The organism is Falsiroseomonas sp. (assembly GCF_051859025.1).
In the GTDB taxonomy this organism is placed as follows: Bacteria; Pseudomonadota; Alphaproteobacteria; order Acetobacterales; family Acetobacteraceae; genus Falsiroseomonas.
This window is the reverse complement of sequence record NZ_JBHYGL010000014.1, coordinates 81,052-104,165: the sequence shown is the minus strand read 5'-3', so window position 1 is coordinate 104,165 and position 23,114 is coordinate 81,052. Positions and strand designations below refer to the sequence as shown.

22 protein-coding genes and 1 tRNA gene are annotated in these 23,114 nt (G+C 66.6%); 13 read left to right on the top strand and 10 right to left on the bottom strand.

Features of this window, described 5'->3' with window-relative positions:
- Nucleotides 1-47: 47 nt before the first annotated feature.
- From ACTIE5_RS15470 to ACTIE5_RS15460, 3 genes are all read right to left on the bottom strand, one after another.
- A complete protein-coding gene (locus tag ACTIE5_RS15470; RefSeq protein ID WP_439550594.1) occupies nucleotides 48-506 on the bottom strand; it encodes a transposase in 459 nt (152 codons plus the stop codon).
- A 276-nt stretch (nucleotides 507-782) separates the two neighbouring features.
- On the bottom strand, nucleotides 783-2,045 hold the full coding sequence (locus ACTIE5_RS15465; RefSeq protein ID WP_439550593.1) for a rhamnan synthesis F family protein: 1,263 nt from the start codon (nucleotides 2,043-2,045) through the stop codon (nucleotides 783-785).
- A gap of 386 nt (nucleotides 2,046-2,431) precedes the next feature.
- Nucleotides 2,432-2,557, bottom strand: coding sequence for a hypothetical protein (locus ACTIE5_RS15460; protein ID WP_439550592.1), 126 nt, complete (start codon nucleotides 2,555-2,557; stop codon nucleotides 2,432-2,434).
- An 871-nt stretch (nucleotides 2,558-3,428) separates the two neighbouring features.
- On the opposite strand from ACTIE5_RS15460, the gene ACTIE5_RS15455 reads away from it, so the two are divergent.
- The 4 genes from ACTIE5_RS15455 (at nucleotide 3,429) to ACTIE5_RS15440 (ending at nucleotide 8,534) form a co-directional block, all read left to right on the top strand.
- Entirely contained in the window at nucleotides 3,429-3,680 is a 252-nt protein-coding gene (locus ACTIE5_RS15455; protein ID WP_439550591.1) for a hypothetical protein, read from the top strand.
- A 267-nt stretch (nucleotides 3,681-3,947) separates the two neighbouring features.
- Entirely contained in the window at nucleotides 3,948-6,101 is a 2,154-nt protein-coding gene (locus tag ACTIE5_RS15450; RefSeq protein WP_439550590.1) for an ATP-binding protein, read from the top strand.
- Between the two features lie 56 nt (nucleotides 6,102-6,157).
- Nucleotides 6,158-7,630 carry a PAS domain-containing protein gene (locus ACTIE5_RS15445; protein ID WP_439550589.1) on the top strand — a complete coding sequence of 491 codons (1,473 nt, stop codon included), beginning with the start codon at nucleotides 6,158-6,160 and terminating at the stop codon, nucleotides 7,628-7,630.
- A complete protein-coding gene (locus tag ACTIE5_RS15440) occupies nucleotides 7,566-8,534 on the top strand; it encodes a sensor histidine kinase (RefSeq protein WP_439550588.1) in 969 nt (322 codons plus the stop codon). Before ACTIE5_RS15445 ends, ACTIE5_RS15440 begins: the two co-directional genes overlap by 65 nt.
- Nucleotides 8,535-8,943: 409 nt before the next feature.
- On the opposite strand, the gene ACTIE5_RS15435 is transcribed toward ACTIE5_RS15440, so the two are convergent.
- The 3 genes from ACTIE5_RS15435 to ACTIE5_RS15425 form a co-directional block, all read right to left on the bottom strand.
- Entirely contained in the window at nucleotides 8,944-9,279 is a 336-nt protein-coding gene (locus ACTIE5_RS15435) for an ATP-binding protein (protein ID WP_439550587.1), read from the bottom strand.
- A 337-nt stretch (nucleotides 9,280-9,616) separates the two neighbouring features.
- Nucleotides 9,617-11,056, bottom strand: coding sequence for a type I glutamate--ammonia ligase (gene glnA, locus ACTIE5_RS15430; protein ID WP_439550586.1), 1,440 nt, complete (start codon nucleotides 11,054-11,056; stop codon nucleotides 9,617-9,619).
- Nucleotides 11,057-11,282: 226 nt separating this feature from the next.
- Nucleotides 11,283-11,621 (bottom strand): P-II family nitrogen regulator, encoded by a 339-nt coding sequence (locus ACTIE5_RS15425; protein WP_092963044.1) that lies wholly within the window; start codon nucleotides 11,619-11,621, stop codon nucleotides 11,283-11,285.
- A gap of 346 nt (nucleotides 11,622-11,967) precedes the next feature.
- Here ACTIE5_RS15425 and ACTIE5_RS15420 point away from each other — a divergent pair, with 346 nt between their 5' ends.
- The 5 genes from ACTIE5_RS15420 (at nucleotide 11,968) to ACTIE5_RS15400 (ending at nucleotide 15,715) form a co-directional block, all read left to right on the top strand.
- The gene (locus tag ACTIE5_RS15420; RefSeq protein WP_439550585.1) at nucleotides 11,968-13,161 is read left to right on the top strand and encodes an aminotransferase; all 1,194 of its coding nucleotides are present in this window, start codon (nucleotides 11,968-11,970) and stop codon (nucleotides 13,159-13,161) included.
- 76 nt (nucleotides 13,162-13,237) lie between these two features.
- Nucleotides 13,238-13,313 (top strand) — tRNA-His (locus ACTIE5_RS15415).
- A 62-nt stretch (nucleotides 13,314-13,375) separates the two neighbouring features.
- Nucleotides 13,376-14,161 (top strand): SDR family NAD(P)-dependent oxidoreductase, encoded by a 786-nt coding sequence (locus ACTIE5_RS15410; protein ID WP_439550584.1) that lies wholly within the window; start codon nucleotides 13,376-13,378, stop codon nucleotides 14,159-14,161.
- An 18-nt stretch (nucleotides 14,162-14,179) separates the two neighbouring features.
- Nucleotides 14,180-14,860 (top strand): zinc metallopeptidase, encoded by a 681-nt coding sequence (locus ACTIE5_RS15405; RefSeq protein WP_439550583.1) that lies wholly within the window; start codon nucleotides 14,180-14,182, stop codon nucleotides 14,858-14,860.
- Nucleotides 14,861-14,902: 42 nt separating this feature from the next.
- Complete coding sequence (locus ACTIE5_RS15400; protein WP_439550582.1) at nucleotides 14,903-15,715, top strand: aspartate dehydrogenase; 813 nt, start codon at nucleotides 14,903-14,905, stop codon at nucleotides 15,713-15,715.
- A 148-nt stretch (nucleotides 15,716-15,863) separates the two neighbouring features.
- Here ACTIE5_RS15400 and ACTIE5_RS15395 read toward each other — a convergent pair whose 3' ends face one another.
- From ACTIE5_RS15395 to ACTIE5_RS15380, 4 genes are all read right to left on the bottom strand, one after another.
- Nucleotides 15,864-17,039 carry a M20 aminoacylase family protein gene (locus ACTIE5_RS15395; RefSeq protein WP_439550581.1) on the bottom strand — a complete coding sequence of 392 codons (1,176 nt, stop codon included), beginning with the start codon at nucleotides 17,037-17,039 and terminating at the stop codon, nucleotides 15,864-15,866.
- Nucleotides 17,040-17,118: 79 nt separating this feature from the next.
- Nucleotides 17,119-17,961 (bottom strand): SDR family oxidoreductase, encoded by an 843-nt coding sequence (locus tag ACTIE5_RS15390; RefSeq protein ID WP_439550580.1) that lies wholly within the window; start codon nucleotides 17,959-17,961, stop codon nucleotides 17,119-17,121.
- Nucleotides 17,958-19,670: a dihydroxy-acid dehydratase gene (locus ACTIE5_RS15385; protein WP_439550579.1), complete on the bottom strand. Its 1,713-nt coding sequence runs from the start codon at nucleotides 19,668-19,670 to the stop codon at nucleotides 17,958-17,960. The genes ACTIE5_RS15390 and ACTIE5_RS15385 overlap by 4 nt, the downstream gene beginning before the upstream one ends.
- Nucleotides 19,671-19,930: 260 nt before the next feature.
- On the bottom strand, nucleotides 19,931-20,260 hold the full coding sequence (locus ACTIE5_RS15380) for a VOC family protein (protein ID WP_439550578.1): 330 nt from the start codon (nucleotides 20,258-20,260) through the stop codon (nucleotides 19,931-19,933).
- Nucleotides 20,261-20,431: 171 nt separating this feature from the next.
- Between ACTIE5_RS15380 and rplM the strand changes: the two genes are divergently transcribed.
- From rplM to ACTIE5_RS15360, 4 genes are all read left to right on the top strand, one after another.
- A complete protein-coding gene (rplM, locus tag ACTIE5_RS15375; protein ID WP_439550577.1) occupies nucleotides 20,432-20,923 on the top strand; it encodes a 50S ribosomal protein L13 in 492 nt (163 codons plus the stop codon).
- A 1-nt stretch (nucleotide 20,924) separates the two neighbouring features.
- Nucleotides 20,925-21,428: a 30S ribosomal protein S9 gene (gene rpsI / locus ACTIE5_RS15370; protein WP_439550576.1), complete on the top strand. Its 504-nt coding sequence runs from the start codon at nucleotides 20,925-20,927 to the stop codon at nucleotides 21,426-21,428.
- A 132-nt stretch (nucleotides 21,429-21,560) separates the two neighbouring features.
- The gene (argC, locus tag ACTIE5_RS15365; protein WP_439550575.1) at nucleotides 21,561-22,526 is read left to right on the top strand and encodes an N-acetyl-gamma-glutamyl-phosphate reductase; all 966 of its coding nucleotides are present in this window, start codon (nucleotides 21,561-21,563) and stop codon (nucleotides 22,524-22,526) included.
- A gap of 9 nt (nucleotides 22,527-22,535) precedes the next feature.
- Nucleotides 22,536-23,081, top strand: a complete 546-nt coding sequence (locus ACTIE5_RS15360; RefSeq protein WP_439550574.1) for a gamma carbonic anhydrase family protein — start codon at nucleotides 22,536-22,538, stop codon at nucleotides 23,079-23,081.
- The last annotated feature ends 33 nt before the right edge of the window (nucleotides 23,082-23,114 follow it).

The following is a 23,114-nucleotide window of genomic DNA, read 5'->3' as shown; positions in this document are numbered from 1 at the left end:
CATCATGTCCGCCGCGGGCGGCGTATGGTTGACTGACCTGCGGCATTTCAGGCCCTATCCGCGCGCGTTTCGGCCATGTCGCTCCCTGCCGCGCGGCGCCGGACAGAGTCCTGGCTTAGCTTGTGAAGATTGTGCGGGGCGGCCTGCAGATCCCACTCGCTCTTGCACGCCGCGAGGCCGTGAAAAGATAACTGCCCAGCGCGCTGGCGGCTCTTTAGCTGGCCGAACACCGGCTCTACCGAGGCGCCACGCAGGGCGTAGCTAGCGGCACCGCGCTTTGTCCGATGCTTGCGTTGCATGAACTGGCGCGCCGACGACGTCTTCGGCATCCGCCCGCGTGGTGATGCCGCATCGTTCCACTCGGCCCGCTGCCTGCGGTCCTGGCGCGTGGCGATCAACAGTTCGCATTCTTCCGTCACGCTCGTCGCATGCGCCGGCGACCAGTGGACGACGTCCGCAACCGCGCCACCTGGCACGCTATCCTCGCCAAGCACCAACTCGACCATGCCCAGCCTCCTGGTGAGTATCACCCCCAGCTGTCGCCAGTCGTTCCGTACAAGGAACAAAATACTCGCCTTGGGATTGGGCTCGGAACGCTCTCCAGGAGCAGATTCTTGCCGTTTCGTATTGATCGATGGCCTCTTTTCGCGTGATAGAGGACCAGCAGATAGGGCAAGCGCTCTGTTCTTATCTCGAAGCGCCTCCGTTGCGGTCAGGTCGAGCAAATCAGTGCCCCCCCCCGCTCGGTCGAGGTCAATGCAGGCAGTAAGGAAATGCGCATCTCAGATCAACCCCCGGTAAAATGCCGCGCGTTTCCATCCAACGAGGTAGTTGCCGCCATAGGGTTTGGAAAACATCAGGCGTCTGAAGTCATTCGACTCCTGCGCGCTCAATTGATGTGCAATACTTTCCACATCCGCCACCGAAAGCATGCCGCGATAAAGCGCATCGAGCTTCACGAGCGGCATGCCAAGGTGATGAAGAAGAATGTTGTTCTGATGAATTTGAGAGCCGCTCAGAAAGCATTCCATCAGATCGTTTTTAACCTCTTCGAAGACTCGTTCTTTGAGGTTCTCCACGTTTGATTCCTTAACCCACGTTTCTATTGCCTTGATGAGTCCCTCTACTCTATCAACGAAATAGATCGTCTTGGCTTCCAAGTTCGCTTCTATGCTAGCCTCAATATTCGCCAAGCCTGGATCAATATGCAGGTATTTATTCATCAGGCGCCCGGCGGCTGCTTTTAAAGATGGTCGCTTCCAGCCATTGATTTCGCAGACGCGATAGAATTCGGAAATGCGAGACAGAAATTCTCGATCTTCCGTGAGGCGGCTGGCCAGCCAGGAAAGATTAAAGCGCGCCGCGAATTGATCTGGGGAGCTGACACAGCCACGTAGTGTCTTTGACAGCTTCATCTCACCCCTTTTTATTACTTTTGGTCTAATATCTGTGTTTGAATAATTCTCCCAATATCGCCTGAACTGGTTCTGCTGAAGTATGCTTTGGCCGATGGATATGCAAAAAGATCCCACGTGGTGCTCTATTTCGTGGTTCTCGGTAGCGCCCAAAACCTCGATGCGCGTATCAATCATCTGCCGCAGAAATGGCTCGAGATTCGATTTGCTGTAGAACAGGCTGTCGTTGAGCATCAACAACCGTTCGCATTGTCGCATCCACTCGTTCCGATAGGCGTGCAAAAATCCTGCTTTATAGCTGCCGAAATCACGCCCGAAATTCGGTCGCTCGATATAACAGTCGATCTTGTCTCTCAGGCGATCTGGATCAAGCAGGCTCAATGTATTGACTGCCAATACATACATATCCAGTGATTTAGCCGTCGCGACCAAATTTTCAATGTCAGGGCGCAGGCGCCCTTTTTCATATAGCGCCAGCAATAGAATTTTCTGGCCTCGATAGGGTTGCCCGAAATGGACAATAGGTTTTTTGCCGGCGGCTTTCACGCGTGCTGCAACTGATTGAGCCGAAATAATTGAATGCGCCACCGCATACGGCAGCGCATCGCTGATTTTTGGGACGGAACTCATGAAGAAGCCTTCGCGTCTGTAAATCTGACAGAAGCTGCGTCGTAACCGCTCAACTCCCTCTCCTTTGGAACCGACCGTGCGGAACAGGGATGCGTTGGCGTACTCGACGTGACCACGGCGGCGTTAATTCACGATCGGGATGGAGCGCCTGCCCGACCTGTTGACCCTTTCCCCCGAGCAGAAGGACGCGCTGATGCACCCGCTCTAGACTCACGTGCAGGCGCTGCGAGCGCAGGTTGGGATCCGGGCGCCGGGAGTCAGGCGCTCGCGCGCCGCCTCGAGCAGCACCTGCGCACCGCGACGTTGGTGCGGATGAACTCCGCCGGCCCCTTGATCGCGCGGTACACACGGCTTTCGGCAGCCAGGTACATCAACACTTGCGGACGTCATTTGGAAAAGGCTGCGCGCACCTCTTCCGCATCGCAGATGTCTGCCTTGAGGTGGACATGCCGCCGATGCCCGCGCGCCCCCTCCAGAGCGTCGTTGCTCGCCGTGTGGGTCTCCTTGTCCACGTCTACAACCACGTGGTCTGTGGTGCGGACCAGCCAGCGATCACTGCGGAGCCGACGAAGCCGCGGCCGCCAGTCGGCAGGATGTTCATTGCCCCTTGTCCTCCGTCGCCAGCAGGCCTTCCAGGTAGCGCCGAGAGCTCAAGAAGCCATCGCCATTGTTGTCCCCGCTTGCCCGCGCCGCCTGTTCACGGGCTCGCGCCGCACTTGATGGCGCGGCGTGATGCCGCGTGCCCGCAACCGGCTGACCCCGCGTGACGGTCGCACAGCATTGCGACGACTGCTCGAAGACTCTTGTTGACTCTACGGCAGCGCGCGAGGTGCCTCGGTTCGGGCCCAGTTGGAGTCGGGGTTGACGCGGTTTCGTGGACACCCCGAGGCTTGTGCACGGCGGAGAGAAAGTCGGTTGCTGAAGCGGCGGCGGTTCTGTTGCATCCTTTGCTGCCCGGTCAGGTTGAGGCGAAGCTTCGGCATTGCTGGACGACAACTGCAGAAGCTTCGAGCGGAGTAGACCTTCAAGGGCCGGCAGTTCACCGCCGAGGTGATCCTAGGTCGTGTTCCGGGGCGTGGTGTAGGAGGGACGGAGCCCGGGGCGCGAAGCGAAGCCCCTGGGCGAGCGTAGCGGAGCGCCCCGCGATGGCCGAGACGCTGAGGCCCTGCCGGGCGAGATCCAGGACCGTCGCGAACTCCCCAAGGGTGACCACCGCCTGCTCCCATGATCCGGTCGGCATCCTGGCGCATGGTAGGCGCCGCCCGCGCCCGACGGCTCGCCACAGTTCAGGACGGCGTGTCGCCCATGGCGGTTGCCAGCTGAGTTGCTCGCGGATTTGCCACGGCTGATCGACCCGGCGAGGTGCGGCAGGCACAGCTTTTCGTGGCCCTGCTCGGCGCCTCCAGCCTGATCTACGCGGAGGTGCGGTGGAGCCAGGGGCTGGCGGATTGGGTCGGCTGCCACGTCAATGCGTTCGCCTTCTTCGGCAGCGCGGCGGGGCAACTCATCTGCGACAACCTCAAGGCCGGCGTCACCGCGGCCTGCCGGCATGAGCCCGGGATCAACCGCACCGACCAGGAGAGGGCGGCGCATAACGGCGCGGCCGCCGGCACTTCCAGGGGTAGGGCGCCCTGAATTCCGGCATCCCCGACACCTCCGTCTGAAGCCTCCGGGTGTCCACGAAAACAGGTGGACTTCAAGTTCATGGCTCCGATCAGGCGGGGGTGGCGGGAGTCTTGTCCAATGGAAGTGGAGGCAGCAGGCCACCGCAAATATGTAACCATAACGATTACAACCGATCAGTCGGATCGGCATCGACGATATTATTACAAACGACCTACTAATAGTTTGGTAAATGAAATGTAATTGCTTTTCGCTCCCCGAATTTCGTATCAAGTATTCGTGAAGACGGAGGAGGCGTGGGTGATTGGCTGGCCTCCGCATCCTCCTTCAAAGGCGGCCATCATTGGATTTGTCGCCGCGGTGCTGTGGGCCTGCGGCCTGCTCTACACGGCTGAGGTGGTCGGCGACTGGCTCATTGAAGACGCGCTGACCGACGCGGAGCATCGGGCAGAGGGGATGTCCCGCGCGGCAGAGCAATTCGCTCTGCGTACCCTCGGCGACGCCAGGGTGCCGCACGCGCTTGCCCAACGCTGGGCTGAGTTGGCCCCAGACGCCCCGCAAGCTGCCAGGGCCGAACTCGAAATCATGATGAACAGGCGGCTCATGAGGCATGGGCAGAGCGTGCAGTACATCGTGATTTTCGATGCGAAGGGAGAAGTGGCCTGGGCGTCACCAGGCGCGCCGCAGGCCATGCGGGATCCCGATTTCGCATCGATCCGGAACCACCCATTTTTCCTGGACCACCGCGATCGCGGCATCCGCGAAACCGTGGCGACGAGCCGCATCAGCAGCATGACCGGCGCCATCATACTGCCGTTCTCAGGCCGACTGGACGATAGCCAAGGCAACTTTGCCGGTGTGCTCTACGCTCCGCTCACGTCGAGTAGCCTGAGCGCAGCCCTGGCCACTGTGGATTCAAGGGCTGGCGATGTCGCCAGCATCGTAGGTGACGACGGGTACATCGTTGCGCGCAGCGCAGGCATGGATGGCATGGTCGGCCAGTTCGTCCTGCCGCCAAACACCACCGTCTCCGACGCGAATTTCTTCAGGACGACCCAAACGACCGGCGCCGTTTCCGGCCGGCCCGTCACTGTAGCCAGGCGGCGTGTCGAAGGCACCCAACTTGTGGCCGTATCCACGGTCGACATGGCGACGGCAACCGCTGAAGCGGCGTTCTCGCGCAATCTGACAAGGGCACTGGCGGTCGGCATCGGAGGCAGTGCTTTCGCGACGGTCATCGTGTTCTTCGTCATGCAGCGGCGTCGGTCGCGTGAGATGGCGGCGGAGGCTTGGCGTGCCGGGCGAACCGAGATCGAACGTCTTCTGGACGGGTTGCCGGCGGTGATTTTCTTGCGTGTCATCGACAAGGATGGCCGGTCAGAGCAGCTCTATCGAACCGGCGACCAGGAGGGGGTTTCGGGCTGGCCGCGTTCGGTCCTGGCGCCCGATGGCGACTTGTCGCATCTCGCCGAGCCAGGCACGGATTTCAGTGAATTGCTGGGCGCGATGGTTCTGGCCGAAGAAGCTGTGAAGGTATGGCGCATTCGTCAACCCGATGGCTCACTGGCCTGGTTGCGGGCCACGTTGCGCCTGCTGGAGCGGCGGCCTGATGGAAGCAGCCTCGTGGTCGGCTACATCGTGAATATCACAGCGGAGCGTGACGCCGAGGCGAGGTTGATGATGGCAACACGCATGGCATCGCTTGGGGAAATGGGTGCGGGGATCGCGCATGAATTGAAGCAGCCCTTGACCGCCATTTCCCTGGCCGCCGACGTCGCGGCCATGTTGTTGCGCAAGGGTGACTACGAACGACTGCCGCAGCGCCTGGATCGGATCATCGAGCAGACACAGCGCGGTGCGGCGATCATCGAGAACCTTCGTCGCTTCGCTCGCGGTGTCGATGAAAGCGAACAGCCGGGCATCGTCTCACTGGATCAGGCCATTGCGAATGCGTTGGCCATGATAGGCAACAACCTTCGCGCCGATGAAGTGGGCATCGAGGTTGTCAATGGCGAGCCACCACCACTGGTCGTCGGGCACTCAATTGCGCTGGAACAGGTGATCGTCAACATCCTCTTCAACGCCCGCGATGCGCTGCTCTCGCAGGAATCTGGGCAAGACAGGCAGATCCGGATCGACACGACGGGCCGGGACGGAAACTTCGTCATTCTTGAGATCTCGGACAACGGGACAGGCATTGACCCCGCCATCATCGGCAAGGTTTTCGATCCCTTCTTCACGACGAAAGCTCCAGACAAGGGCACCGGCCTGGGGCTCTCCATATGCGATGGGATCGTGCAGTCGATGGGCGGCAGGATCCAGGCGCGAAACCTGCCTCGCGGCACCTGCTTCACCATCATGCTGCCTGGCCACCAGCCTGACGATGTCGCGCCCAATTCAGCAGGCGACAACCAGGTCGAGCACGCGGCTTGATGAGTGCCGCTCCAGGAGTGGCCGACGTTACTCCTACACCGGCGCTGAATCGCAAGATGGTTAAGGTGAACGGCGCTCTGCCCATAGGCTTGGCAGCGCTCCTGCGGCTTGTCGCTTTGGCCGCCTTCGCCACGCTCTCCGCCTTGGGATCCTATCGCGCCTCCGACGAGGCGAGCCTGCGCGACACCGCGCGCGCGTTGGCCGCGGCGGCGGACGCGAAGCTCGGCGCCTACGTGGCGGCGCTCGAGACGCTGGCGACCTCGCCGCTCCTCGATGGAGACCTGGATCCGGAAGCGTTCGAGGCGCGGGCGCGCCCCGTCGGTGCTCTCCTGGGTGGCACCATCGCTCTGCTAGGGCCGGGTCCCGAGTATGCAGTGCTTGTCACAACGGGACGTCGGCCCAATAGCCCCCTGTCGGACGCGCTCCAGATGGCGCTTTCCGCAACGATAGGGGCAGGCGAGCCAGGGATTTCAGACCTGTTCGAGGGACCAGCCGTCCCGCGGCCATTGCTTGCCGCCGCAGTGCCCGTGGATCGAGTGGGACAACCACGGCGCGGTCTCGCGTTGACTTTCGAGCCTGCCACTTTGCACGCCTTGCTGGCTCGGCAGACCTTCTCGTCTGGCACGTTCGCAGCTGTTGCGGATGGGCAGATGCGCATCCTGGCGCACAGCGCCGACCCGGGAGGCCGTCTGGTCGGCGTGCCGGCACCCGAGTGGGTCGCTCCCGGCTGGAGCGGGCCGGACAACGTCTATGCAGTGGAGCGCCTGACGCGGGCTCCCGATTGGGCGGTCGGGGTCTACGAACGCCGCGCGGCACAGCAGGCCTCCGCCTGGGCGGCCTTGCGCTGGCTGATCGCCGGCGGTGCCGTTCTCGGTCTGGGGCTTGCAGTCGTGGTCTGGGCCAGCCGGCGCGAGGCGGTGCGCGATGCCCGCCGCGAGGCCGAGGCCATGCGCGCCGGCCGCGCCGAAGCGGAAAGGCTTCTCGGCGGGCTGCCCGCGGCGATCTTCCTGCGCGAGGTGGCGGCGGACGGCTCCTCCCGGCTGGTCTATCGCGGCGGCAACCTTGAGACGGTGATGGGTTGGCCAACGGCGGAGTTGGCGACGCGACAGAACTTGGAGGGCCTGATCCATCCTGAGGACACAACCCTGACGCGGCAGATGCCGCAGCTGCTGCGCGAGGGCCAGGTGAGCTACGAGTGGCGGATGCGCCAGCCCGCTGGCGGCTGGCGGCTGGCGGACGCTGCATACCCTAGCCCGGGTGTTGGCGCGGCGGCCCGACGGCGGCGCCGAGATCGTTGGCTACACCGTCGATGTGACGGCACAGCGCCAGGCGGAGAGCCGGGCCGAGGCAGCCCAGCGAGAACTGGAGCAAATGCTTCAATACGCACCCGTCGTCGTATTCCGTGGTCGGGTGTGGCCGGACGGGAGCTGCTCCCGTTCGTACATCAGCCCGGCGATCGAGAGGATGACCGGCTGGCCGATGGACCGGGTAAGCGGGCCTGGCCAATTGTCACAGCTCTTCGCGCCTGAAGATCGGGCGGGCGCGCCTGACGACATGCGTGGCTTGGTACGCAACGGCTCGGCCGCCTGCGACAAGCGTCTGCAGCACGCTGACGGACGCTGGCTGCTTGTGCGCATGCAAGCGTCCGTCATCGGTCGGTACGAGGACGAGAGCGTCGATGCAGTGGGCTACATCCTTGACGTGACAGCAGAGCGTGAGGCGCAAGCGAGGGCTATAAACTCCACACGCCTTGCTTCGCTCGGTGAAATGGCGGCTGGCCTGGCGCATGAGATGAAGCAACCGCTGCAGGCCATCTCCCTCGCCGCCGAGATCGCCCAGATTGCGTCCCACCAGGGCAACGCCGCGACCGTGGACGAGCGCCTCAATACCATCGTCGAGCAAGCGGGCCGCACGGCTGACATGATCGACCATTTGAGGCGCTTCGCGCGCGGCGCGGAGCAGGATGCCGCGCCGGAGGCAGTACCGCTCGAGGCCGCCATCCGGGGTTCTCTTGGTCTGGCAGGCGCTGCGCTGTACGAAGCGGGCATCACTGTTGAGTTGGCGCTCGGCGATCCTTCACCGACCGTACGTGGGCAGTTGATGCTGCTTGAGCAGGTGTTGACGAATCTGTTGCTGAACGCTCGCGACGCGGTGGCCTCGCGACCTGCAGGCATGCCGCGACGGGTCCGCATTGCAGCCGCGCTGGGCGCGGAAGGTACGGTGCACCTGACCTTGGCGGACACGGGCGGCGGCATCGCGCCGGAGGTGATGGGCCGCCTGTTCGAGCCATTCGTCACCACCAAGGGGCCCGATACGGGCACCGGCCTAGGGCTGTCGCTCACCTGCAGCCTGATCAAGGGTATGGGCGGCACCATCGAGGCCCACAACGACACCGACGGCGCGGTCTTCGTCATCACGCTGCCGAGCGCGTAGGTATTGATATCTGTTGCTATCGCATACCGATCAGAAACCAGATGCCGAGGCGCGTTGCTTGGTGGCCATGAATGTGGGGTCGTGTCGCGGACACCGCCCAAGAGACCGTTTGAGAACACCGGCGGGTCGGTTTCGCTGGGATTTTCCGCGCTGGGCTTTTCCGCGCCGGGGTCGTGCCGGAGGCACGCCTGCGGCGCGTCTCCGGACTTGCCGATGCAACCAGCATCGGCGGCGCCCGGCTCCTCCCCAGGACGAAAAATCCCCCACGAATCCTCAGCCGCTGGCATTCTCAAACAGTCACTGACCCAATGACTGTCCACAAAAGCGGGGCAAGTCCACCTGTCGGTGTGTCGGATCGTGAAGGGGCTTCCTTCGGCCAGCACTCATACGCAGGCTGGCACATTCCTGATCAGTAGAGAGACGAACTGTCAGCGAGCCTATGCACGACCGGTGATGCCATGGTCAGGCCTTCGCCTCTATCAGTGCCCAAGGTGGCTTGATCGAAATGAAGCTCGACGCGGACGCCTGCGCCGACATTAGCCACTGTCACCTGCCCACCCATGGCAAGAATCGCCTGCCAGCATTTGGCGAGGCCAAGCCCGCCGCTCGGTGTCCAGGTGCGGATCGGCGCAAACGGCACGAAGACCTGGTCCATCAGCGCTTCGGGGATCGGCCCGGCGGCGTCACTGACAGTCACCACCGCCTCATCCTCCGTCAGTCTGGCTGCAACAGTGATGGCCCTCATCGCGTCACCATCCGGCGCTGCCTGATACGCAGCGATGGCGGCGCGCGCAGCGCCTGCGCATGAATGGGCCACCCCTTCGATGCACGGTGAAACCACGGGCCATGATGGGCGGGGGTATGTACGATTTGAGTAAATCGTCGAAATGTTTCGCCGATTCTCTGATTTCGCGTTATGTTTTTCTTGGTTTGTTCTTTCTGGCGCGCATGAAAAAGGCCGGATCGCGTTAGACATGTCGCGATCCGGCCCAGCATCTTCAGGCACTTAGTGACACCTGCCGCTGCGTGTCGCGGCTAACGTCAGGTGTCCCTAAGTGAATGTTCCGACAAGGAAAATCTTGTCAGACCGAGTAGTACATCTCGAACTCGACGGGGTGCGGGGTGTGTTCGAACTTGTACACATCCGTCCACTTCAGCTCGATGTAGCTCTCGATCTGGTCCTTGGTGAACACGTCGCCGGCGAGCAGGAACTCGTGGTCGGCGGCGAGCGCACCCAGCGCCTCACGGAGCGAGCCGCACACCGTGGGAATGCCCTTCAGCTCCTCCGGCGGCAGGTCGTACAGGTCCTTGTCCATCGCCTCGCCCGGATGGATCTTGTTCTTGATGCCATCGAGGCCGGCCATCAGCATGGCGGCGAAGGCGAGGTAGGGGTTCGCACCCGGATCCGGGAAGCGGACCTCGACGCGCTTGGCCTTCGGGCTCGTCGCGTAGGGGATGCGGCAGGAGGCGGAGCGGTTGCGGGCCGAATAGGCCAGCAGCACGGGGGCCTCGAAGCCCGGGATGAGGCGCTTGTAGCTGTTGGTCAGCGGGTTCGTGAAGGCGTTCAGCGCCTTCGCGTGCTTGATGATGCCGCCGATGTAGTACAGCGCCGTCTCGGACAGGTCGGCATAGCCGTTGCCCGCGAAGATCGGCTTGCCGTTCTTCCAGATGGACTGGTGGACGTGCATGCCGCTGCCGTTGTCGCCATAGATCGGCTTCGGCATGAAGGTCGCCGTCTTGCCGTAGCTGTGGGCGACGTTGTGCACGCAGTACTTGTAGATCTGCATGAAGTCGGCCTGTTCGACCAGCGGGCCGAACTTGGTGCCGAGCTCGTGCTGGGACTGCGCGACCTCATGGTGATGCTTCTCGATCGGCAGGCCCATCTCGCCCATCGTGGAGAGCATTTCGGCGCGCAGGTCGGTCTCGCTGTCCACCGGCGGGACGGGGAAGTAGCCACCCTTGACGACAGGGCGATGGCCCATGTTGCCTTCCGGGTAGTCCTTCATGTTGGCGCCGGGGCCTTCGATCGACTCCAGCATGTAGTGGCCGAAATTGCCGCCCGTGCCGAACTTCACGCTGTCGAACACGAAGAACTCGGCTTCCGGGCCGAAGAAGGCGGTGTCGCCGATGCCCGTGGACTTCAGGTACGCCTCGGCGCGCTTCGCGGTGGAGCGCGGGTCGCGGGAGTACATCTGGCCCGTAGAGGGCTCCACGATGTCGCAGAACAGGATCATCTGCGGCTTGGCCGCGAAGGGATCCATGACGGCGGTGGAGGCATCCGGCATGAGGATCATGTCGGACTCGTTGATCGCCTTCCAGCCGGCGATGGAGGAGCCATCGAACATGATGCCGTCGGTGAACACGTCCTCATCGATCGTGGAGACGTGCTGCGCGGTGTGCTGCCACTTGCCGCGCGGATCGGTGAAGCGGAAGTCGACGTATTCGACGCTGTGCTCCTTGATCATGTCCATGACCTTGGAGACGGCGGCATTGGCGCCCCCGGCTGCCGGCTTCTTCGCCATCGTGTGTGGTCCTGTTTCCGTGCTCAACCCCGGTCCCTGTGCCGCGCGGCGTTACCGGTCCCCACCGCGCGCCCGGATCGTGCCGACCCCCCAGAGGGGGCTCCCGGCGATCCAGCCAGCCTTCCCCGGCATTGCTGCCGGTCCGGCCCGTCTCCCCCCGGCCCGCTTTTGCGGGCCGGATGGCATTGCCTGGCCCGGGCCGCCAAGGACGGCCCGGACGCTGGTCTCAGACCGCGTCCTCGCCCCGTTCGCCGGTGCGGATGCGGATCACTTCCTGCACGTCGCTGATGAAGATCTTGCCGTCGCCGATCCGGCCCGTGCGCGCGGCCTGCGTGATCGCCTCGATCGCGCGGTCCAGCAGCTCATCCGGGCAGACGACCTCGATCTTCACCTTGGGCAGGAAGTCCACGACGTATTCGGCGCCGCGGTACAGTTCGGTATGGCCCTTCTGCCGGCCGAATCCCTTGGCCTCCACGACCGTCAGCCCCTGCAGGCCGATCTCGTGCAGCGCGTCCTTCACCTCGTCGAGTTTGAAGGGCTTGATGATGGCCTCGATCTTCTTCATCGGCTCCGTCGCTCCGCACGCGTCTGAGTTGCGTGCGCTCATTCCCCCCGGCGCCCGCCACACCGGCGGGTCCGGCCCGCTGGCCTGCCTCGGCCTTGCGGCCGCGGCTGTGCAGGCGCTCCTGCTGCGCGTCGTTTTGCATGGCACGTGCCACCCCGGCAACGCCGCCGGAGGCGGATTCTAGGGGGGGTAGGAGAAAAATAGCCCTTGCATTGTGCAATTCGCCCAAAAAACGGGCTTTCGCCCGCCGCGACATTGCGCCTCCGGCCCACCCCTCCCATCATCCCTCGCCGAACCCGCCGCGCATGCTATGCGGTCACCACCCGCCATACCCCGAGGCACCGACGTGAAGCCCCAGAACGACCTGCTCTCCGCCACCGGCACCACGATCTTCACGGTGATGTCCGCGCTGGCCAACGAACACGGCGCCATCAATCTCGGCCAGGGCTTCCCGGATTATGACGGCCCCGCGGATGTCATCCACGCCGCCGCCGCCGCCCTGCTCGACGGCCGCAACCAGTATCCCCCGATGTCCGGCGCGCCCGAACTGCGCCAGGCCGTCGCCGCCGCCAACAAGCGCTTCTACGGGATCGAGGTCGATCCGAATGCCGAGGTCGTCGTCACCTCCGGCGCGACGGAGGCGATCACCGCCTGCCTCATGGCCGTGCTGAACCCCGGCGACGAATGCGTGCTGATCGAGCCGCTCTATGACACCTACCTGCCGGTGGTGAAGCTGCTGGGCGCCATCCCCAAGCTGGTTCGCCTGACGCCGCCGAAATGGGAACTTCCCCGGGCTGAATTGGCCGCCGCCTTCGGGCCCAAGACCAAGGCCATCCTGCTCAACACACCGATGAACCCGACGTCGAAGGTCTTCACCGCGGCCGAACTCGCCTTCATCGCGGACCTGGTCCAGAAGCATGACTGCTACGCCGTCTGCGACGAGGTCTATGAACACCTGACCTTCGACGGCTGGAAGCACATCCCGCTGATGACGCTGCCGGGCATGCGGGAACGCTGCATGCGGGTGGGGTCCGCCGGCAAGACCTTCAGCCTGACGGGCTGGAAGATCGGCTACGTCACCTGCGACCGCTCGCTCGCGCCCAATGTCACCAAGGCGCACCAGAACCTCACCTTCACCACGCCGCCCAACCTGCAGCGCGGCGTGGCCGTTGGGCTCGCCAAGGACGATGCCTATTTCGAGGGCCTGTCCTCCTCCCTCCAGGCCAAGCGGGACCGCCTGGCGGCGGGGCTCTCGCGCCTCGGCTTCGGCGTGCTGCCGACCCAGGGCAGCTACTTCATCACGACCGATTTCCGGCCTTTGGGCTTCAACGGCGACGACGTCGCCTTCTGCCGGGCCCTGACGATCGAGGCCAAGGTCACGGCCATCCCCGTGACGGCCTTCTACGCCAGCGCCGACGCGCCCAACCACTACGCCCGCTTCGCCTTCTGCAAGGGCGATGCGGTGATCGATGCGGCCCTGGCCCGCATGGAGGCCTGGATCGCCAGCCGTGCCGGGGGCGTCCGCGCCGCAGCCGGGTAGAACCCCCCCTGTTGACGCAAAGCCCCCCTCGGCCTTATCACCCGCCGCCCGGGCTCCACCCCGGGCAAGGCGTGTGGCGGTCGTAGCTCAGCTGGTAGAGCGCCAGGTTGTGGTCTTGGATGTCGCGGGTTCGAGCCCCGTCGATCGCCCCACTCGCCCTTCCCCCGCCGGGGGGATACCTTCCCCCCCGGATAATCCCGGGGGGACACCAGACATGCAGATCAGGCTCGATGGGCGCGTGGCGCTCATCACCGGCGGCTCCAAGGGCCTCGGCCTCGCCATCGCCACCCATTTCGTCGAATCGGGGGCCTCCGTCGCGCTGGTCGCGCGGGGGGACGAAGCCCTGGCGACCGCGAAGGCGGGCATAACGGCAAAATTCCAGGGCGCCCGCGTGGCGGCCATCTCGGCCGATGTCGGCACCGCCGAAGGCTGCGCCCGCGCCGCCGCCACGGCCGCTGCCGAACTCGGGCCCATCGACATCCTGGTGAACAACGCCGGCACCAGCCAGCGCGGGCCGTTCATGAAGGTGGATGACGCGCTCTGGCAGGCGGACCTCGACCTCAAGCTCTTCGCCGCCATCCGGCTGACGCGCGCGGTGTGGCCCGGCATGCAGGAACGCCGCTGGGGGCGGATTATCAACGTGCTGAACACCGGCGCCAAGGCGCCCGCCGCCCAGGGCGCGCCCACCGCCGTCTCCCGCGCCGCGGGCATGGCGCTGACGAAGGTGCTTGCGGGGGAGGGCGCGCCCCACAACATCCTCGTCAATGGCATGCTCGTCGGCATCATCGAAAGCGACCAATGGGTGCGCCGCCACGCGGCCGACCCGCGCGGCATTTCCTGGGAAGACTGGAAGGCCGAACAGGGCAAGGGCGTGCCGCTCGGCCGCATCGGCAAGGCGGAGGAATTCGCCTCCCTCGCCACTTTCCTCGCCAGCGAGAATGCCGGCTACATCACCGGCACGGCCATCAACGTCGATGGCGGCCGCAGCCCCGTCGTCTGAACCAGGCGCCCGCCCGGGATGGTGATCCTCGTCATCCTGGGCGGCGTGCTGCTGCTGGCCCTCATCTTCGGCCCGCAGCTGTGGATCCGCCACGTGCTCTCCCGCGCCCAGGCGGATCGCCCGGACCTGCCCGGCACCGGCGCCGACCTCGCCCGGCATCTGCTGGACGAGGCCGGGCTGCGGGCGGTGCGCGTGGAGGAAACGCCCGATGGCGACCACTACGACCCTGATGCGCGAATCGTCCGCCTGACGCCGCCCCACTACGCCGGCCGATCCATCGCCGCCGTGGCGGTCGCGACGCATGAGGTCGCGCACGCCGTCCAGCATGACCGCGGCGAGCCCGGCTTCCGCCGCCGCCAGGCGCTGGTGCAGGTGGTGGCACCGGTCTTCCGCATCGCCCAGATCGTCATGGCGACCATCCCGCTGCTGGTCCTCGTCGTCCATTCGCCGGCCTTCATCGCCCTCCAGATCGCCGCCATCGTCGCGCTGCTGTCGCTGCGCGTCGCGATCCATGCGGTGACGCTGCCGGTCGAACTCGACGCCAGCTTCGGCAAGGCGCTGCCCGTGCTGGAACAGGGCGGCTACCTGCCGGCCGAGGACATGCCGGAGGCCCGCCGCGTGCTGCGCGCCGCCGCCTTCACCTACGTCGCCGCGGCGCTCGTCACGCTGCTCGACGTGCTGCGCTGGTTCCGGCGCTGATCGGTCCGTGCTAGCGGGCGCCAATCACCAGGAGGACCCGCCATGGCTCGTGAACTCACCGTCGGAATCGCCGGCCTCGGCGCCATCGGCCTGCATCTGGCCCGCGCGCTGGATGCGGGCGTGGAAGGCCTGAAGCTCCACGCCGTCTCCGCGCGGGACCACGCCAAGGCGCGCGCCAATCTGGCCGGCTTCAAGACGCAGCCGCCCATCGTCTCCCTCGCCGAACTCGCCGCCGCCGACATCGTCGTCGAAGCAGCCCCCGCCTCGGTGTTCGAGGAAGTCGCGACCGCCGCCATTGAGGCCGGGCGCATCTTCGTCCCCAGCAGCGTCGGCGCCCTGCTGCCGCGCATGCACCTGGTGGAGCGCGCCCGCGAAACCGGCGCCCGCATCATCGTCCCCACCGGCGCGCTGCTTGGCCTCGATGCCGTTCGTGCCGCGGCGGAAGGGGATGTCGCCTCCGTCACCATCGAGACGCGCAAGCCCCCCCGCGGCCTGGTCGGCGCGCCCTACCTCGAACAGCACGGCATCGATGTGCTGGCCGTGAAGGACGAGAAGAAGCTGATCTTCAAGGGGAACGCCTTCGACGCCGCCCAGGGTTTTCCCGCGAACGTCAACGTCGCCGCCGCGCTGGCGCTGGCCGGCATCGGCCCGCAGCGCACGACGATCGAGATCTGGGCGGACCCGCATGTGACGCGCAACACCCACACCATCCGCGTGGAAGCCGCGAGCGCGCGCCTGACCATGACGATCGAGAACGTGCCGAGCGAGGAGAACCCCCGCACCGGCAAGATCACGCCGCTGTCGATCCTGGCCTGCCTGCGCGGGCTGACGAGCACGCTGAAGGTTGGCAGCTGAACGGGGAGGGCGCTGCCCTCCCCGAACCCCACCCGCCAGGGGCGTGACGCCCCTGGACCGTCTTCAGTGTAGTCGCGGTAGTGAGGGGGCCTCGGCCCCCGGCGGGGTGGGTCCGGGAGGGGCTGGCCCCTCCCGGGACTGCGCCCCCTCAGCCGCGCGGCATCACCTGCTCCGCCAGCGTCGCGAACCAGCTCGCCCCGATCGGCAGGATATCGTCGTTGAAGTCGTATTTCGGGTGGTGGACCATCGCGTCCCCCTCGCCCTTGCCGCCGCCGAGGAACAAATAGGCGCCCGGCCGCTCATTCAGCATGAAGCTGAAATCCTCGCCCCCCATCGTCGGCTGCGGCAGTTTGCGGGACCGAGCCTCGCCCACCACCATCGCCGCGGCGCGCGCCGCGATCTCCGTGCTCTCGGGCTCGTTCACCGTGGCGGGATAGGCGCGGGTGAAGCTGCATTCGGCCTTGGCGCCGAAGGCGGCGGCCACGCCGGTGACGATGTCCTTGAACTTCGCCTCCAGAAGGTCGCCCACTTCCGGCAGGAACCAGCGCGCCGTGCCGCGCATCTTCACGCTCTCGGGGATGACGTTGAAGGTGAAGCCGCCCTCGATATGGGCGATGGTGATGACGCCGGCTTCCAGCGGGTTCACGTTGCGCGCCACCACGGATTGCAGCGCGGTGACGATGTGGCTGGCGATCAGGATCGGGTCGATGCCGTTATGCGGCATGGCGCCATGCGCGCCGCGCCCGGTGATCGTGGCTTCCAGGTTCGCGACCGCTGCCATGACGGGCCCCGGCGCATGCAGGAAGACGCCTTCCGGCGCGCCCGGCCAGTTATGCATGCCGAAGACGCGGTCCATCGGGAAGCGGTCGAACAGCCCTTCCTTCACCATCACCTCGCCGCCCGCCAGATTCTCCTCGGCCGGCTGGAAGATCAGGTAGACGGTGCCGTCGAAGTTCCGGGTTTCCGCCAGGTACTTCGCCGCGCCCAGCAGCATGGTCGTGTGGCCGTCATGCCCGCAGGCATGCATCAGGCCCGGCTTCTGGGACGACCAGGCCTTGCCCGTCGCTTCCTCGATGGGCAGCGCGTCCATGTCGGCGCGGAAGCCGATGGCGCGGTTGGACAAACCGTTGCCCCGGATCACGCCGACAACGCCGGTCTTGGCGATGCCGGTGATGACCTCATCGACGCCGAATTCGCGCAGCTTGGCGGCGACGATGCCGGAGGTGCGGACCTCCTCGAAGCCCAGTTCGGGATGCTGATGAAAATCCCGGCGCCATTCGGTCATCTCGGGGTGGAATTCGGCGATCCGGTTGACGATCGGCATGGGGGCGGCCCTTCACGAGAACTGGCTCTTTGATGGGCCCGCCTCCCAGAAGGGTCAACCTCAGGGTCAACCTCGTCCGCTACCCGCGAAAGGTGGCCGCCAGCCCCTCCGCCAGCGGCCGCCCGACCACGCCGAGGCGATCGCGCATCTCCGTCACCGGGAAGGCCTTGTCCTCCACCAGCCGCCGCACTTCCTCCGCGCCGATTGTCGGCACCCGCGGCACCCAGCGCGTCAGCGGCGCCACCGCCTCCAGCAGCGCCACCGGCAGGTCAACCACGCGCGGCGGCTTCAGCCCCGCGGCGGCGGCGACCGCCAGCAGGAAGTCGCGATAGGGCAGGGGCTCCGGCCCCGCCACCACCATCACCTCCGGCCTGGTCCATTCGATGTCGATCGCCGCCAGGATGCAGCGGCTGAGGTCCGCCTGGTGGATCGGCTGTACCAGCGCCCGCCCGCCGCCGGGCAGCGGCGCCACCGGCAGGCGCTTCAGCAGCGCCGCCAGCCGCTGGACGTTATCCTCCCCCGTCGCGCCATAGATCATCGTGGGGTGCAGCATCACGCCGGCCCGGCCGGAGGCGACGAAAGCCGCTTCCCCCGCCCGCACGCCATCCCCATGCGCATCCGCCCATTGCGAGAATCGCCGCGTGGAGCCGAGGAACACGAAGCGCGCCCCCTCCGGCGCCGCTGCCAGCACGGCGGCCGCATGGCGCGCATGGGCGGTGTTCACCACCACCGTGGCACCGGCCAGTGCCACGCGCAGCGCCCGCGCATCCTCCAGATCGGCAAACACCCCCTCGCCGGAGATGCCGGTCGCGATCCAATGCGCTGCATTGCGCACCACGGGAATGAAGGGCCGCCCCGCGGCCTTCAGCGCGCGGCACAGCGCCGCCCCGCTACGGCCGGAAGCGCCGATGACGGCGATCAAGGCGCCGCCTGCAGGAACCGCAGATCGGCCCCCTCCGGCGCTTGCGTCACCTGTTCATGCACCAGGCGGTCCCAGCCCCGCTTCGGCGCCGGCGCCGGCTGCCAGGCGGCGCGCCTGGCCGCCAGCGTGGCCTCATCCACCAGCAACTCCAGCCTGCGGTCCTTCACCGACAGCCTGATGCGGTCGCCCGTCTCCACCAGCGCCAGCGGCCCGCCCACGGCGGCCTCGGGCGAGATGTGCAGCACGATGGTGCCGAAGGCGGTGCCGGACATGCGGCAATCGCTCATCCGCACCATGTCCTTCACGCCTTGCCGCGCCAGCTTCTTGGGGATGGGCAGGTAGCCGGCCTCCGGCATCCCCGCCGGGCTGCGCGGTCCCACATTCTTCAGCACCAGGATGTCCTGCGCCGTCACGTCGAGGTCCGGATCGTCGATCCGCGCGGAGAGATCGGCCAGGCCGTCGAACACCAGGCAGCGCGCCTCCGTCTCGAACAGCGACGGCGTCGCGGCGCTGCGCTTGAGGATCGCCCCATCCGGCGCCAGCGATCCGAACAGCGCGATCAGGCCGCCGACCGGGCTCACGGGCTTGGCGCGTTCCCGGATGATCCGCCGGTCCACGAAATGGCTGCCGTCCCCGATGCGGTCGGCCAGCGACACGCCATCCAGGTCCTTCGTCGTCAGGTCCAGCAGGTCCCGCAGCTCCCACAGCAGCGCCTGCATCCCGCCGGCGGCGTGGAAATCCTCCATATAGCCATCGCCGGTGGGCTTGAGGTCCACCAGCACCGGCGTCGTCTCGCTCAGCGCATCCAGCCGCTTGAGGTCGAGGTTCAGGCCCGCCCGCCCCGCGATGGCGGCCAGGTGCACGATCGCATTGGTGGACCCGCCCAGCGCCAGCAGCACCCGCGCCGCGTTGTCGAGGTTGCCCTGCGTCATCAGCGACAGCGGCGCCACGGGGTTGCGGATCAGCCGCACCGCCTGCGCGCCCGCTTCCTCCGCGATCCGCAGCCGGTCGGCATGGACGGCGGGGGCGGAGGCCGCATCCAGCGGCATGAAGCCCAGCACCGCCGCCAGGCAGGCCATGGTGCTGGCCGTGCCCATCACGCCGCAGGTGCCGGCGGTGGTGGCCAGCTTGCCCTCCAGCAGCCCGATCTTCTCCTCCGTCACCTCGCCCGCGCGGTAGCGGGCCCAGTAGCGGCGGCAATCCGTGCAGGCGGACAGGCGCTCACCCTCGAACGCCTGGGCCAGCATCGGGCCGACGACGAGCATGACGGAAGGCGTGCCCGCGCTGATCGCCGCCATCAACTGCGCCGGCACCGTCTTGTCGCAGCCCCCCACCAGCACCGCGGCATCCATGGGCTGGTTGGCCAGCATGGCTTCCGTGTCCAGCGCCATCAGGTTCCGGTAGTGCATGGAACAGGGGCTGAGCGAGGGTTCGCAGATGCTGATCGTCGGGAAGGACAGCGGCAGCCCGCCGGCGGCCAGCACGCCGCGCTTCACCGCCTCGATCAGCTCCGGGATGGTGCGGTGGCAGTTGTTGTAGTCGCTGGCCGTGTCCGCGATGCCGACCACGGGCTTGTCCAGCATCGCCTGGGAATAGCCCATCGACTTGGCGAAGGACCGGCGGAGATAGAGGGCGAAGGCCGGATCGCCGTAGTTGGAGGCATTGCGCCCCAGCCCGAATGCCTTCTTCCCGCTCATACCGTCATCCATGGCGCTATCCCCTTGGGCCGCGCGGGCCGCCGCGCCCCTATCCGGGCCCGTGGCAGGCGCAGCCAATCTTGTTGCCGTCGGGGTCGCGCAGATACGCCCCGGCCCGGACTTCCCGCCAGGGCGGGCGATGATCGCGCCGGGATCGGTGGTGCCTGGCATTCAAAGGCGCGCAGCCAAGACTGGTAGTCTTGGCGAGCACCGGGGAGTGCCAGGCGCCGCCGAGACCAAGCGAGGGCGCCCGCCCTGGCGGGAAGCCCGGGCTACAAGTCGGCATGATAATGCGGTCGCAGCCCGGGGCTACCCTCGTCCCGACCGCCCGCGGCGATCCCGGCGGCATGGAAGGCATCGACCGTCGCGCGGTCCGCGGCTTCGAAGGCCAGCGTCACGCCATTGCCGACGGTGGCGGCCCGCCCATCGATGGGGCGCATCAGCCAGAGCTGCGGCGTGCCCTCCGCCGCCCGGGCATAGCCGGCCATGCCGTGTTCCAGGCTGGTCTCGTGCCGCACGATCCCCAGCGGGGCCAGCGCCCGGTCGAAGAAGGCGATGGCGCGGGGCAGGTCGTTGGTGCCAAGGGTGACGTGGCTGAGCATGGAGGTCTCCTTCCCATGGGGTCCTCTCTCTGCCACGGCCCCGCTTGACGGGGGTTGCGGAGTTTGGTGGTAACGGGATACCGCCACGCGCAAACCGGCCTTCCGGCTTGACTTTCCGGCCCCCACCCCCGATAAGCTGCCCCCAGTTCACACCGGACAACCGACACACCAATGCTCACGCGCCAGACAACCTCGATCAAGCCTGCGGAGGTCTCCAAGGGCTGGATCCTGATCGATGCGGAGGGCCTCGTGCTCGGCCGCGTCGCGGCCCTCATCGCCAACCGCCTCCGCGGGAAGCACAAGGCCACCTTCACCCCGCATGTCGATTGCGGCGACCATGTCGTCGTCATCAACGCCAAGAAGGTGAAGGTCACCGGCCAGAAGGCCGAGCAGTCCGTCTTCTACTGGCACACCGGCTACGCCGGCGGCATCAAGGGCCGCACGGTTGCGGAACGCCTGGCCAGCCCGCACCCGGAACGGGTGCTGGAAAAGGCGGTGGAGCGCATGATCACGCGCGGCCCGCTCGGCCGCGCCCAGATGCGCAACCTGCATGTCTATGCGGGGCCGGAGCATCCCCATGCCGGCAACACCCCGACTGCCCTCGATGTCGGTGCCCTGAACCGCAAGAACCTGGCCGGTGGCCCGGCGAAGAAGGTTGCCTGAGATGAGTGATTCTCCCCGCACCGGTGGTTCGCTGGCCGAACTCAAGGACTTGGTGAACGCGGCCGGTGGCCCCGCCGCCATCGGCTCCGCCGCGCCGGTCGAGCCGAAGCGCGACGCGCTCGGCCGTTCCTACGCCACGGGCCGCCGCAAGAACGCCATCGCCCGCGTCTGGGTGAAGCCCGGCAAGGGCACGATCCAGATCAACGGCAAGCCCTCCTCCAAGTACTTCGCGCGCCCCGTGCTGCGGATGCTGATCAGCCAGCCCTTCCTGGTGGCGGACCGGTACCAGCAGTTCGACGTCTTCGCGACCGTCGTCGGCGGCGGGCTCTCCGGCCAGGCCGGCGCGCTGCGCCACGGCATCTCCCGCGCGCTCACCTACTACGAGCCGGGCCTGCGCAGCATCCTGAAGAAGGCGGGCTTCCTGACGCGCGACTCGCGCGTGGTCGAGCGCAAGAAGTACGGCAAGGCCAAGGCCCGACGTTCCTTCCAGTTCTCCAAGCGCTGACGCCCGGCGGACCGGGCGCCACGCCCGGCCGCATGGCTGGTTTATCAGGGGGGCAGGTCCGCAAGGGCCTGCCCCTCTTGCTTTTTCCGCCCGTTTCCATCCCCATCCCCGTCGCGTGACAGGATCAGCACCATGCCCAAGGGACCCATTCCCAGCGTCTTCATCGATGGCGAGGCCGGCACCACCGGCCTGCAGATCCGCGAGCGCCTGGAACGCTTCCCCGGCATCGCGCTGCGCAGCATCGCGGAAGCCGACCGGAAGAACCCGGACGCCAAGCGCGCCCTGATGGCGGAGGTGGATGTGGTGGTGCTCTGCCTGCCCGATGCCGCCGCGAAGGAAAGCGCCGCCATGGCCGCCGGCCTCGGCGCGCAGGCACCGAAGCTGATCGATGCCTCCACCGCGCATCGCACGGATCCCGACTGGGTCTATGGCTTCGCCGAACTGCCCGGCCATGCCGCCGCCATCGCCGCGGCCGCTCGCGTGTCCAACCCCGGCTGCTACCCCACGGGCGGCATCGCGCTGCTGCGCCCGCTGGTCGACGCCGGCATCCTGCCGAAGGACTATCCCGTCACCATCAACGCCGTCTCCGGCTACACCGGCGGCGGCAAGTCGATGATCGCGGAGTTCGAGCCCGCCCGCACCACCGCGCCCTTCTTCCTGTATGGCCTGGGGCTGGAGCACAAGCATGTGGCCGAGATCCAGCACTACAGCGGCCTGGCGAGGCGGCCCCTCTTCGTCCCCTCGGTCGGCGATTTCGCGCAGGGGATGCTGGTCAGCGTGCCGCTGCACCTCGACCTGCTGAATGGCGCGCCCAAGCCCGCCGACCTCGAAGCCTGCCTCCGCGCCGCCTATGCGGGCTCCGGCTGGGTGCGGGTGGAAGACGCCGACGGCAAGGCGCGGCTGGCACCGGAGGATGTGAACGGCACCAACTGGCTGGAACTGCGCGTCTTCGGGAATGAGGCGCGTGGCCAGGCCGTGCTGGTGGCCAGGCTCGACAACCTCGGCAAGGGCGCGTCCGGTGCCGCCGTGCAGAACATTGGCCTGATGCTGGGCGTGGATGTCGCGGGCGCCCTGCCGCTGGCCCAGGCCGCCGAATAGGAAACGACCATGACCGAGAACAATGTCCCAGGCGCGCTCCTCCCCTTCGAGGACAAGCAGCCGAAGCTCCACCCCACCGCCTGGGTCGCCCCCACGGCGGTCGTCATCGGCGATGTCGAGATCGGGGAGGAGAGCAGCGTCTGGTATCACTGCGTGCTCCGCGGCGACACCAACATCATGCGCATCGGCGCCCGCACCAACATCCAGGATGGCAGCATCCTGCACCTGAATGCGGGGGCGGAGCCGCTGATTATCGGCGATGACGTCACCATCGGCCATGCCTGCATCATCCACGCCTGCACCTTGCACAACCGTGCCTTCGTCGGCATGGGCGCCACCGTGCTGGACCGCGCGGTGATCGAGGAAGGCGGCATGCTCGGCGCCGGGGGCATGCTGCCGCCGGGCAAGCGCATCGGCCCGAACGAGCTCTGGATGGGCAGCCCCGCCAAGCTGGTGCGCGTGATGGATGCCGAGGAACGCGCCCGCTTCGACCGCACCGCGCCCGCCTATGTCGCGCTGGCCAGGCGCCATCGCGCGAGCCTGGCGAAGGGCTGACGCGAGGCGGAACCGGCGGCACCGAAGGAGGCT

Excerpts from the sequence above, each read along its gene's own strand:
- ACTIE5_RS15400 (WP_439550582.1), top strand. The coding sequence starts at position 14,903 with ATGGCTCGTGAACTCACCGTCGGAATCGCCGGCCTCGGCGCCATCGGC.
- argC (WP_439550575.1), top strand. The coding sequence starts at position 21,561 with ATGCCCAAGGGACCCATTCCCAGCGTCTTCATCGATGGCGAGGCCGGC.
- ACTIE5_RS15380 (WP_439550578.1), bottom strand. The coding sequence starts at position 20,260 with ATGCTCAGCCACGTCACCCTTGGCACCAACGACCTGCCCCGCGCCATC.
- ACTIE5_RS15410 (WP_439550584.1), top strand. The coding sequence starts at position 13,376 with ATGCAGATCAGGCTCGATGGGCGCGTGGCGCTCATCACCGGCGGCTCC.
- ACTIE5_RS15465 (WP_439550593.1), bottom strand. The coding sequence starts at position 2,045 with ATGAGTTCCGTCCCAAAAATCAGCGATGCGCTGCCGTATGCGGTGGCG.
- rplM (WP_439550577.1), top strand. The coding sequence starts at position 20,432 with ATGCTCACGCGCCAGACAACCTCGATCAAGCCTGCGGAGGTCTCCAAG.
- ACTIE5_RS15445 (WP_439550589.1), top strand. The coding sequence starts at position 6,158 with ATGGTTAAGGTGAACGGCGCTCTGCCCATAGGCTTGGCAGCGCTCCTG.
- ACTIE5_RS15395 (WP_439550581.1), bottom strand. The coding sequence starts at position 17,039 with ATGCCGATCGTCAACCGGATCGCCGAATTCCACCCCGAGATGACCGAA.
- ACTIE5_RS15470 (WP_439550594.1), bottom strand. The coding sequence starts at position 506 with ATGGTCGAGTTGGTGCTTGGCGAGGATAGCGTGCCAGGTGGCGCGGTT.
- ACTIE5_RS15435 (WP_439550587.1), bottom strand. The coding sequence starts at position 9,279 with ATGAGGGCCATCACTGTTGCAGCCAGACTGACGGAGGATGAGGCGGTG.
- ACTIE5_RS15385 (WP_439550579.1), bottom strand. The coding sequence starts at position 19,670 with ATGGATGACGGTATGAGCGGGAAGAAGGCATTCGGGCTGGGGCGCAAT.
- ACTIE5_RS15425 (WP_092963044.1), bottom strand. The coding sequence starts at position 11,621 with ATGAAGAAGATCGAGGCCATCATCAAGCCCTTCAAACTCGACGAGGTG.
- ACTIE5_RS15405 (WP_439550583.1), top strand. The coding sequence starts at position 14,180 with ATGGTGATCCTCGTCATCCTGGGCGGCGTGCTGCTGCTGGCCCTCATC.
- ACTIE5_RS15360 (WP_439550574.1), top strand. The coding sequence starts at position 22,536 with ATGACCGAGAACAATGTCCCAGGCGCGCTCCTCCCCTTCGAGGACAAG.
- rpsI (WP_439550576.1), top strand. The coding sequence starts at position 20,925 with ATGAGTGATTCTCCCCGCACCGGTGGTTCGCTGGCCGAACTCAAGGAC.
- glnA (WP_439550586.1), bottom strand. The coding sequence starts at position 11,056 with ATGGCGAAGAAGCCGGCAGCCGGGGGCGCCAATGCCGCCGTCTCCAAG.
- ACTIE5_RS15440 (WP_439550588.1), top strand. The coding sequence starts at position 7,566 with ATGACCGGCTGGCCGATGGACCGGGTAAGCGGGCCTGGCCAATTGTCA.